Below are 11,076 nucleotides of genomic sequence, written 5' to 3'. Positions count from 1 at the left end.
TCCCCGAAGACGATCCACGCAACCCGGCCGTGATTGCCGACAACGTGGGCGACAACGTGGGCGACTGCGCCGGCATGGCTGCCGACCTGTTCGAAACCTATGTCGTCACCGTCGGTGCGACCATGGTTCTCACCGCGCTGCTGCTCAAGAGCGCGGGCGATCTGCTGCCGAACCTGATGTCGCTGCCGCTGCTGATCGGCGGCGTCTGCATCGTCACCAGCATCATCGGCACCTACTTCGTGAAGCTGGGTTCGTCGAACAACGTCATGGGCGCCATGTACAAGGGCTTCCTGGTTTCGGCGGTCCTCGCGGTTCCGGCGATCTGGTGGGCCACCGGCCAGGCGCTGGGCGGCATGGAAACCGCGATCGGCGATACCGCGATCACCGGCCGCGCGCTGTTCTACTGCGCCCTGCTGGGTCTGGTCATTACCGGCCTGATCATCTGGATTACCGAGTACTACACCGGCACGAGCTATCGCCCGGTGCGCTCGATCGCCAAGGCTTCGGAAACGGGCCACGGCACCAACGTGATCCAGGGCCTGGCCATCAGCCTTGAAGCAACCGCCCTGCCGACCCTCGTGATCGTGGCCGGGATCATCATCGCCTACAAGCTCGCCGGTCTCCTGGGTATCGCCTATAGCGCCACCGCGATGCTAGCACTGGCCGGGATGGTGGTCGCGCTCGACGCCTATGGTCCGGTGACGGACAATGCTGGCGGCATCGCCGAAATGGCAGGGCTTGACGATAGCGTCCGCGAAAAGACCGACCTGCTCGACGCCGTGGGCAACACCACCAAGGCCGTGACGAAGGGCTACGCGATCGGTTCGGCCGGGCTTGCCGCACTGGTGCTGTTCGCCGCCTACACCACCGACCTCAAGGAGTTCTTCCCGAACCTGACGGTGAACTTCAGCCTCGAAAATCCCTATGTCATCGTTGGCCTGCTGCTCGGCGCGCTGCTCCCGTACCTGTTCGGTGCGATGGGCATGACCGCCGTGGGCCGCGCCGCCGGAGACGTCGTGGTCGACGTGCGCGAGCAGTTCAAGGCAAACCCCGGCATCATGACCTACGAATCGAAGCCGGACTATGCCCGGACCGTCGACCTGGTCACCAAGGCGGCGATCAAGGAAATGATCATCCCGTCGCTGCTGCCAGTGCTCGCGCCGATCGTGGTCTACTTCGTGATCGGCGCAGTTGCCGGTCAGGAAAACGGCTTTGCCGCGCTTGGCGCGCTGCTGCTGGGCGTGATCGTCGGCGGTCTGTTCGTCGCCCTCTCGATGACTTCGGGCGGCGGCGCATGGGACAATGCCAAGAAGTACATCGAAGACGGCAACCACGGCGGCAAGGGCTCGGAAGCCCACAAGGCCGCCGTCACGGGTGACACCGTGGGCGATCCCTACAAGGACACCGCCGGCCCGGCCGTGAACCCGATGATCAAGATCACCAACATCGTCGCGCTGCTGCTGCTCGCGGCGCTGGCACACGGCGCGGTGTAAATCACGCCGCCCACCGGGTGAACGAAGCCCCGTCCGGAGCGATCCGGACGGGGTTTTCTTTTGCATTCAACCCTTTCAACTCGCGTTAGCCATTCCTTGGCGTTTCGGCGTTAAGCATGACGGGCACGGCAATCCCGCCGCGACGAGACGAGCAACTTGGCAAGCGATCCCGCTGCGACAATCCGGGCCGATCATCGGCCAGCAGCCCGCAATACCCCTGCCGCGCAAGCGACGGGAGCGATGCGCGCGGCCGATTGGTCGATGCTCGATACGCCCGAACAGCGCTTGGCCTGGGATGCGCTGGCGGCCTGCTCGGCCGAACCCAATCCCTTCCACGAAAGCTGGTACCTGCTTCCTGCCTTGCGCGCGCTCGATCCGCAGCGCAGCGTCAGAATGCTGTGCTTCGAACACGGCGGCGATCTGGCCGGGCTGATCCCGCTGCGGCTGGAGCCGCGCTATTACCGCTGGCCGATCCCGCAGCTGTGCAACTGGATCCACGGCAACTGCTTCCTTGGCACGCCGCTGGTCGCCGCCAGGCTGGAGCGCGCGTTTTGGCGTGCGCTGCTGGACTGGGCGGACGAACACGCCGGCTATGGCCTGTTCCTCCATTTGGCCCAACTCGCGCTCGACGGCCCAGTTCATGCAGCGCTGCAAGCCGTGCTGAGCGAACAGGACCGGCCAGCCGGACTGGTCTGGCACGAGGAGCGCGCGATGCTCGCGTCCGATCAATCGCCGCAAGCCTATTTCGAGGAGAGCCTGTCGGGCAAGAAGCGCAAGGAACTGCGCCGTCAGTTCGCGCGCCTGTCAGAGCTTGGCGAAGTTCAGATCGAGCGCCGCAATGACGGCGAACGGCTGAGCCGCTGGATTGAGGACTTCCTGGCGCTCGAACATTCCGGCTGGAAAGGTGCTGCCGGCTCCGCCTTGGCGTCGCACCAGTCGACCACGCGCCTGTTCAAGGATGCCCTGTCTGGCGCGGCCAGCCGGGGGCGGCTCGAACGCCTGACCTTGACGCTGGATGCTCAGCCGGTCGCCATGCTGGCGAGCTTCATCGCGCCGCCCGGCGCATTCTCGTTCAAGACCGCCTTTGACGAGCGCTATTCGCGCTACTCGCCCGGGGTGCTGCTTCAGCGCGAGAACCTTGCCCTGCTGGATAATCCGGCCGTCGAATGGTGCGATAGCTGTGCCTCCGCCGATCACCCGATGATCGACCACATCTGGCGTGAGCGCCGCCCGGTCGGCCGCCTTTCGATTGCGATCGGTGGCAAGCTGCGCCGCGCCGTCTTCGCGCGTCTGTTGAGCGCCGAACTGGGCCGCAAGCCCACAGTGTAATTTCCTGCCCCATAGGTTGCGCGTTGCGACCTATTGACGCACCCGTTCCCGCGCCGCAAAGGCAAGACATGACGCAAGAACCAACCCCCGAAGAACTGGTCCGCTGGCTGGTCAAGCTGCTCGACGTGAAGCCTGGCGAAGACGGCCACTTTGCCGGTCGGCGCAAGCGTGGCGGCGTGGGCCGCGTATTCGGCGGACAAGTCATCGCCCAGGCACTGGCCGCGGCCGACCGTACCGTGGCCGAAGACCGCGCGGTCCACTCGCTCCACGCCTATTTCCTGCGCGGCGGCAGCGAGGACCACGAAATCGACTTCAAGGTCGAGCGCGACCTTGATGGCGGATCGTTTTCGAACCGCCGGGTCGTCGCCAGCCAGCAGGGCACGCCGATCCTCAACCTCGTCGCCTCGTTCCACAAGCGCGAGAGCGGCGTCCACCACCAGGACGCGATCCCCGACGTGCCGCGCCCGGAAGACCTGCCGAGCGAAGCGGAGTTGCGCCGCAAGTTCCTGCATCTAGTCCCTGAGGAAAAGCGCGCCCAGATGATCGCGCCGCGTCCGATCGAACTGCGTCCGGTGGAAAGCCGCCACTGGATGAACGCCGAACCGCGCGAGCCGTTCAGCCACACCTGGTTCAAGGCCTGCGCCCCTCTGCCCGACGATCCGCGCATCCACCGCGCCGTGCTGGCCTATGCCAGCGACATGTCGCTGCTGGGCACCTGCACCCTGCCCCACGGCCTGTCGTGGACGGTGGGCAACGTGATGGGCGTCAGCCTTGACCACGCGGTGTGGTTCCATGACGATTTCCGGGCGGACGAGTGGCTGCTCTATGCCACCGACAGCCCCTGGGCCGGCAATGCGCGGGGCATGAACCGGGGGCGGATCTATTCGATCGATGGCAGGCTGGTGGCGGAGACAGCACAGGAAGGCCTGATCCGGGAGATCAAGCAAAAGCGCTAACAGGCGCGAAAGCAGGGAGAGGCGAATGCGGATCAGGACAATCGTTGTTGGCGTAGTCGGCGCCGCGCTGCTTGCCGGAGGCGGCTGGTACGCCAGTCTTGACCGAGAAACGCGCGGGCTGCTGGCCGCCATGCCGACCGACCGTAACGTTCTCAGCTGGTCGCAGGACCAGCGCAATGCCGCCTTCCGCGCGATGGACCGTCTGCCGGTGCTGGCCAAGGCCCGCACCATTGCCGCCTCGCCCAATCCGCTGCCGCTTCCAGCCGGCAAGCCGCTCAATCTGCCGGGCGTCGATGCCTATATGGCAAGCCAGCATGCGGCCGGGCTGGTGATCATCCAGGACGGCAAGGTGCGCCTTGAACGCTATGGCCAAGGCTTCGATGCCAAGGGTCGCTGGACCAGCTTCTCGGTCGCCAAGTCGTTCACCTCGACCCTGGTCGGTGCGGCGATCCAGGACGGCTATATCAAGAGCCTGGATGACAAGGTCAGCCAATACGTTCCCGGCCTCAAAGGCTCGGCCTATGACGATGTCTCGATCCGGCAATTGCTGACGATGAGTTCCGGGGTTGCCTGGAACGAGGATTACGAAGACCCGAACGCCGATGTCGCGAAGTTCAACAATGCGACGCCCGATCCCGGAATGGACGCGACGGTCAGCTATATGCGCAAGCTGCCGCGTGCTCATCCGCCGGGTGAGGTGTGGCATTACAACACTGGCGAAACCAACCTGGTCGGCGTGCTGGTAACATCGGCTACAGGCAAGTCGCTGGCGCAGTATCTGCAGGAGAAGATCTGGCAGCCGTTCGGCATGGAGGGCGATGCCACCTGGCTGCTCAGCGCCACGGGGCAGGAAATCGGCGGTTGCTGCATGCAGGCCGAAACCCGCGACTTTGCGCGCTTCGGTCTGTTCGTGCTGGCAAATGGCGTCGCGGGCGGCAAGCAGGTGGTACCGGCGGACTGGTTTGCAATGGCCACCCACAAGCAGAAGGACATCGGCGAGCCGGGTCACGGCTATGGCTTCCAGTGGTGGACCTATGACGATGGCTCGGTCGCTGCGCAGGGAATCTTCGGCCAGGGCATCTTCATCGATCCCAAGCGCAACCTGGTGATCGCCAGCAATGCCAACTGGACCCGCGCCACACTGGGGCCGGAGGGCGACGCGCGCGAGGCGTTCTACAAGCAGGTTCAGGCCGCGATCGACGCGGGGGGCTGATCCCCCGCGCCGCGCATAGGCTCGCTCAGTTCCCGTCGAGCAGGTTGCCAAAGGCGCCCAGCACCGATCCCTCGCCGCGGTTCTGGCCGCCGGTGCTGCCGGCTGCCGCCAGCATCCGTCCGGCCAGCCGCGCAAAGGGCAGCGACTGGATCCAGACCTTGCCCGGCCCGCGCAGCCGCGCGAAGAACAGCCCTTCGCCGCCGAACAGCATCGATTTCACGCCGCCGGCACCGATCAGGTCGAAATCGACGCCGGGGGTCATCGCTGCCAGGCAGCCCGTATCGACGTGCAGTTCCTCGCCCGCCTTCAGTTCGCGCTCGACGATGGTGCCGCCCATCTGCACGAAGACCCAGCCATCGCCGGTCAGTCGCTGCATGATGAAGCCTTCACCGCCGAACAGGCCGGTCATGATCTTGCGCTGGAAGTGGATACCGATCTGCACTCCGCGCGCGGCGGCAAGGAAGCTGTCCTTTTGGCAGATCAGTTCGCCGCCCACTTGGTCGAGCTTGATTGGCAGGATCGCGCCAGGCACCGGTGCGGAAAAGGCAACCCGGGCCTTGCCCTGCCCGCCGTGGGTAAAGACCGTGGTGAACAGGCTTTCGCCGGTGAGCAGGCGCTGCCCCGCGCCCAGCAGCTTGCCCATGAAGCCGCCTTCGTTGCCGCGTCCGTCGCCGAACACGGTGCTCATGCTGACGGCGGCGTCCTTCCACACCATCGCTCCGGCCTCGGCCACGGCGCTTTCGCCGGGGTCGAGTTCGATCTCGAGGAACTGGAGTTCCTGGCCCTTGATCTCGAAGTCGATATCATCGGCAACCGAGGCGCTGCGGGCGTGGGACCAAGGGCTGTTGCTCATGTCGTCTCCTGTCTGCGTGGATTGGCGCAAGGCGGCCTAACCGCCGGCGTGGTAGAAATCGTAAACAGTCTGCGCCACCGCGGCGCTGACTCCGGGCGCGCATTGCAGGTCTTCCAGGCTTGCCGCACGCACCTTGCTGGCCGTGCCGAAGTGCAGCAGCAGCGCGCGCTTGCGGGCCGGGCCAATGCCGGGAATCTCGTCGAGCGGACTGGCGGTGATCGCACGGCTGCGCTTTTCGCGGTGCGCACCGATCGCATAGCGGTGTACCTCGTCGCGCAGCCGCTGCAGGTGAAACAGCACCGGCGAGTTCACCGGCAGCATCTTTTCGCGCCCGTCCGGAAAATGGAACACCTCGCGCCCCTCGCGGCCATGGTGCGGGCCCTTGGCGATGGCGATCAGGGGCACTTCCTCGATCCCCATCTCCTCAAGGCAATCGCGCACCGCGCTCATCTGGCCCTTGCCGCCGTCGATCAGCACCAGATCGGGCCACATCCCGCCATCGCGGTCCGGGTCTTCCTCGGCGACGCGCGCGAACCGGCGGCTCATGACTTCGCGCATCATCGCGAAGTCGTCATTGGTCTGGGCCTGCTTGATGTTCCACTTGCGGTACTGGCCCTTGATGAAGCCTTCCGGCCCCGCCACCACCATTGCGCCCAGGGCGTTGGTGCCCTGGATGTGGCTGTTATCGTAAATCTCGATCCGCTGCGGCACTTCGGGCAGTTCGAGGAACTCGGCCATTTCCGCCATGATCCGGGCCTTGGTTCCGCTTTCCGCCTGCCGCCGCTCCAACGCCTCGACCGCGTTGCGCGAGGCCTGCTCGATCAGCCGCCGCCGGTCGCCGCGCTGGGGGACCGAAATTTCAACCTTGCCGCCCGCCGCCCCGGCCAGCGCCTCGGCCAACAGGTCCGCCTCGGGCAGCGCGCGGTCGATCAGGATCGTGCGCGGCGGCGGCACTTCCTCATAGAACTGGGCGAGGAAGCTGGTCAGCACCTCGGCCTCGTCCAGCCCGTCGGTGTGGCTCGGGAAGAAGGCGCGGTGGCCCCAGTTCTGCCCGCCGCGAATGAAGAAGGCCTGAATACCGAAGTGCCCGCCACTGGAAGCGATCGCGAAGACGTCGGCGTTGCCTACCCCCTCGGCATTGATCGCCTGCGACCCCTGGATGAAGGTTGCCGCGCGGAGCCGATCGCGCAGCAGGGCGGCGCTTTCGAAATCGAGCGCCTCGGCGGCGGCCTGCATCTGCGCCTCGATCTCGCGCTGCACGGCGCTGGACTTGCCACCAAGGAAGTCCTTGGCCTGGCGCACCAGCTCGTCATAGCCCGCCGCGTCGATCCGCCCGACGCAGGGGGCCGAACAGCGCTTGATCTGGTAGAGCAGGCACGGCCGGTCACGCCGGGAAAAGAAGCTGTCGGTGCAGCTCCTCAGCAGGAACAGCTTTTGCAGCGCGTTGATCGTGGTGTTGACCGATCCGGCGCTGGCAAAGGGGCCGTAATAGTTGCCCTTGGCCTTGCGCGCGCCGCGATGCTTGGTGATGCGCGGAAACTCGTGATCGGCGCGCAGCAGGATGAACGGGAACGACTTATCGTCGCGCAGCAGCACGTTGTAGGGTGGGCGATAGCGCTTGATCAACTGGGCTTCGAGCAGCAGCGCCTCGGCCTCGGAATTGGTGGTGACGATCACCATCGAACGCGTTTGCGCCACCATCCGCTTCAGCCGCAGCGGCAGGCGATCGACCTGGGTGTAGTTCGCCACCCGGTTCTTCAGCGCCCGCGCCTTGCCGACATAAAGCACGTCGCCGCGCGCATCGAGCATGCGGTAGACCCCGGGCTTGGGCTTCAGCGTCGCCAGCACCTCGCGGATCGCGGCGACGCCGGCCTCGATATCCGGCTGGCTGCCCCTGATCGTCGAGGTCGCCCGCTCCTCGTTGAAGCGCTCGTCGCTTTGCGGCTCGGGCGGAGTGGGCTTGCGGGGCATTGAAAGGCAGATAGGTTGAACCGGGCGGGCATTAAAGCCCCTTGTTGGAGGCAACACGCCGCGTCATGCTGGCGGACAAGAGGAGAAGCCTGATCATGACCACTCGCCACCTTGTCGATCCCGAAGTCCTGCCGCTGATCGACATGATGCCCTTTCGGCCCTTCACCCGCGAAGACCTGCCGCAGATCCGCAAGGATTCAGAGGCCCGGTTCGCCTTTTTGGGCACGCCGCCGCTTGCCCCGGAAATCAAGGTCATCGATGGGCCTGACGGGCCGCTCGAAGTCTATTGGTATGATCCGGCGCCGGGCGCGTCCGGGCGCGCCGCCTTGCTGCACATCCATGGCGGCGGGATGATCATCGGTTCGGCTCGGTCGATGCAGCACGGGCCTTCGGGCATGGCGGCGGCGCTGGGCATCCCGGTCGCCTCGGTCGAATACCGGCTCGCCCCCGAACACCCCTTCCCCGCCCCGCAGGAAGATTGCTTCGCCGCGCTCGAATGGCTGGCCATCAGCGCCGGCGCGCTGGGGGTCGATCCCGCCCGGATCGGGGTGATCGGCGAAAGCGCGGGCGGCGGACTTGCCGCAGCGGTCGCCCAGATGGCGCGTGACAAGGGCGGCCCGGCGCTGGCCGCGCAGTTCCTGACCTATCCGATGCTCGACCACCGCACCGGCGGCGATGCCTGTCCGCACGGTAATCCCACCACTGGCGAATTCATCTGGACGCGGGAAAGCAACGTATTTGGCTGGGAAGCGCTGCGCGGCGATTATGGCGCGGACGATGTCCGCAAGGGCTGGTTCTCGCCCGCACTGGCCGACGATCTTACCGACCTGCCGCCGACCTGGATCGGCACCGGCAGTCTCGATCTGTTTTTCGACGAAGATCTCGATTACGCGCGGCGCCTCGTCATGGCCGGGGTGCCGGTGGAACTGCATTCCTATCCCGGCGCGATCCATGCCTTTAACGCGGTTGCCGATGCGGCCATCGCCAAAGCCTTTTCCCGCGACCTGCTGGGCGCAATTGCGCGAATGCTGGGCTGCTGAGGCGGAAAAGCCGGGCGGCTTGGTCCGCCCGGCTTCCGAATTCAATCAGGCAAGACCGTCAAAGCGCCCGGCCGTCCATGCTTACCTGGCGAATCTGGCCATCGGCACCGACCGTGCACGAGAACTGGCTGCCGCCATCGGCGCGCCCTTCGACCCGCCAGCCATCGCCCGAGCGGCTTACCGAATCGACGCTGTCAACGCGGGTGCGGCCACGGTCGATCTCGTCCATGCAGCGCCCAACGGCCGAATTGATCCCGCTGTTGTCGTGCCACTGCGGCCGATTGTCGTCGCCATAACCGGCATAGGCCGGTTCCTGATAGCGCTGATCGGGATAGTCGACCTGACGCTCGCGGCGACGATCGTTGTTGCTGCTACTCGTGGCGGCATCGGCGATGATCGCGATGCCGCCCAGTATCAGCAGGCCGGTCAGGATATCGCCGCCGTCGATCCCGTCGTCATGGTGGTGGCGCCCGCCATTCCAGCCGCCCCAACCGTCATGATCGCGCGCGAGCGCCGGGGTCGCAACCATCGAAAGCGCCGCTGCGCAGGCCAGCGCGGCAGCCGTTCGGGTGAACTTCATCATCGCATTTGCCCTTCACGAAACGCCGCCCGCATCCGGCAGGAATCGGCGTATCCCCTTGCTTGTGAGACTAGGCGGTCCAGGCTTGCTGATGCCTGAACCGCCCTTGTCACCTGGATCGTTGCGCGATCAGAGACCGCGGATGCCATTGAAGTCGACATCGACCACCCGGCCGCGCTCGAACTTGCACTTGAACGAACCGCTGTCGTACCCGCGCAGGTTCTGGTTCCAGCCGCGATAGTCGCCGCCCCAGCCCCGGCCATAGTTGCCGTCGCCGTTGTGCCAACCGCGACCCTGGGCGTTGACCGCGATCCGGCCCTTGACCTCGTAGCCATAGCGCGTGTCGCGAACCTGGCGGATGTCGGTCACATCGGCGCGGCCATAGCTGTAGCGGCTCGCCATGCGCTCGGCGGCATAGACGCACTGTTCGACGGCCTGGCGCGGGTTGCCCTGGTATTCGTAGCGGCCACCATAGCCGTCGTAGCCATCATAGCCGCCGTAGCCGGCCCGGTCGTAGCGATAGTCGCGGTCGCGGCGGCCATCGTTGTCACGGCTGGCCACAGTCGCAATTGCGGCGATCCCGCCGATCACCAGCGCCCCGGCAATGATATCGCCGGCGCTGATGCCGTCGTGGTCGCGGTGGTCACGCCCGGCCGCGAGTGCGGGAGTTGCCGACGAAGCAACCATCGCGCCCGCCGCGATGGTGCCGACAAGAGCTTTGGAAAGGGTCTTCATGGCAGTCATCCTTCAATCGTCCCGGGCGGAACTGCCCGGCGTTGAGGATGGTTTACCGATTCGGCCTTGGCCTAAGCCTGAACTAGCCCGACAGCTATTGTTCATAAAATTCCGTATTTTTATGAATAGGCTTTCAGGACGGCTTGAGCCCGGTCCACTGCGCCAGGAAGGCCAGCACATCGGCGCCTTCGGAAACTGTTTGTCGGTCGGCTTGCCCGCCCCGTGCCCCGCGCGCGGTTCAACCCGCAGCAGGTGCGGGCGCGGCCCGATGTCGGCGGCCTGCAGCGCCGCGACGTATTTGAAGCTGTGCGCCGGCACGACCCGGTCGTCCGTATCGCCGGTGGTCACCAGGATCGCTGGATAGCTCCGCCCGCCACGCACATTGTGATAGGGCGAATAGGCACGCAGCACCCTGAAGTCGGCTTCGCGCGAGGGATCGCCATAGTCATCCATCCAGTACCGCCCGGCGGTGAAGCGGTTGAAACGCAGCATATCCATCACGCCGACCGAGGGATTGGCCGCCGCGAACAGGTCCGGACGCTGGTTCACCACTGCCGCGATCAGCAGCCCCCCGTTGGAGCCCCCCTGGATCGCGAGCCCGCCCCTGGGGGTTATCCCCTCCTTGATCAGGAACTCGCCGGCGGCGATGAAATCGTCGAACACGTTCTGCTTGTTGGCCAGCCTGCCGGCCTCGTGCCAATCCTTGCCGAACTCGCCGCCGCCGCGCAGGCTGGCCAGGGCAAAGGCCCCGCCCGCCTCCAGCCAGGCCATGCGCACCGGCGAAAAGGTCGGGTTGAGCGAGACGTCAAACCCGCCATAGCCGTAAAGCAGGGTCGGCACCGGCTTGCCCGACGCGGCCACGTCCTTGCGCCGTACGATCAGCAGGGGAACCCTGGTGCCGTCCTT

Annotated in this window: 9 protein-coding genes and 1 pseudogene; 5 read left to right on the top strand and 5 right to left on the bottom strand. The window is 65.9% G+C overall.

Going from position 1 to position 11,076, the window contains the following annotated elements:
• The 4 genes from ACE3SN_RS13950 to ACE3SN_RS13935 all read left to right on the top strand — a co-directional run.
• A partial coding sequence (locus tag ACE3SN_RS13950; RefSeq protein ID WP_374531000.1) for a sodium-translocating pyrophosphatase occupies positions 1-1,493 on the top strand: 1,493 nt, incomplete at its 5' end.
• A gap of 240 nt (positions 1,494-1,733) precedes the next feature.
• A complete protein-coding gene (locus ACE3SN_RS13945; RefSeq protein WP_374530999.1) occupies positions 1,734-2,822 on the top strand; it encodes a GNAT family N-acetyltransferase in 1,089 nt (362 codons plus the stop codon).
• A gap of 68 nt (positions 2,823-2,890) precedes the next feature.
• On the top strand, positions 2,891-3,778 hold the full coding sequence (locus ACE3SN_RS13940; RefSeq protein ID WP_374530997.1) for an acyl-CoA thioesterase: 888 nt from the start codon (positions 2,891-2,893) through the stop codon (positions 3,776-3,778).
• Positions 3,779-3,803: 25 nt separating this feature from the next.
• Positions 3,804-4,991 carry a serine hydrolase domain-containing protein gene (locus ACE3SN_RS13935; protein WP_374530995.1) on the top strand — a complete coding sequence of 396 codons (1,188 nt, stop codon included), beginning with the start codon at positions 3,804-3,806 and terminating at the stop codon, positions 4,989-4,991.
• A 25-nt stretch (positions 4,992-5,016) separates the two neighbouring features.
• On the opposite strand, the gene ACE3SN_RS13930 is transcribed toward ACE3SN_RS13935, so the two are convergent.
• Positions 5,017-5,844, bottom strand: a complete 828-nt coding sequence (locus ACE3SN_RS13930) for a TIGR00266 family protein (RefSeq protein WP_374530993.1) — start codon at positions 5,842-5,844, stop codon at positions 5,017-5,019.
• A gap of 36 nt (positions 5,845-5,880) precedes the next feature.
• The gene (uvrC, locus tag ACE3SN_RS13925; RefSeq protein ID WP_374530991.1) at positions 5,881-7,815 is read right to left on the bottom strand and encodes an excinuclease ABC subunit UvrC; all 1,935 of its coding nucleotides are present in this window, start codon (positions 7,813-7,815) and stop codon (positions 5,881-5,883) included.
• 95 nt (positions 7,816-7,910) lie between these two features.
• Here uvrC and ACE3SN_RS13920 point away from each other — a divergent pair, with 95 nt between their 5' ends.
• The gene (locus ACE3SN_RS13920) at positions 7,911-8,855 is read left to right on the top strand and encodes an alpha/beta hydrolase (protein WP_374530989.1); all 945 of its coding nucleotides are present in this window, start codon (positions 7,911-7,913) and stop codon (positions 8,853-8,855) included.
• Positions 8,856-8,913: 58 nt separating this feature from the next.
• Here ACE3SN_RS13920 and ACE3SN_RS13915 read toward each other — a convergent pair whose 3' ends face one another.
• From ACE3SN_RS13915 to ACE3SN_RS13905, 3 genes and pseudogenes are all read right to left on the bottom strand, one after another.
• Positions 8,914-9,438: a hypothetical protein gene (locus ACE3SN_RS13915; RefSeq protein ID WP_374530986.1), complete on the bottom strand. Its 525-nt coding sequence runs from the start codon at positions 9,436-9,438 to the stop codon at positions 8,914-8,916.
• A gap of 126 nt (positions 9,439-9,564) precedes the next feature.
• Positions 9,565-10,170, bottom strand: coding sequence for a hypothetical protein (locus ACE3SN_RS13910; protein WP_374530984.1), 606 nt, complete (start codon positions 10,168-10,170; stop codon positions 9,565-9,567).
• Between the two features lie 133 nt (positions 10,171-10,303).
• Positions 10,304-11,076: pseudogene (locus tag ACE3SN_RS13905) on the bottom strand (prolyl oligopeptidase family serine peptidase); the annotation flags it as partial.

It is taken from the genome of Novosphingobium sp., from assembly GCF_041915465.1.
Taxonomy (GTDB): domain Bacteria; phylum Pseudomonadota; class Alphaproteobacteria; order Sphingomonadales; family Sphingomonadaceae; genus Novosphingobium.
Note: the sequence above shows the minus strand (reverse complement) of the source record. Positions and strands in the feature narration are given on the sequence as shown.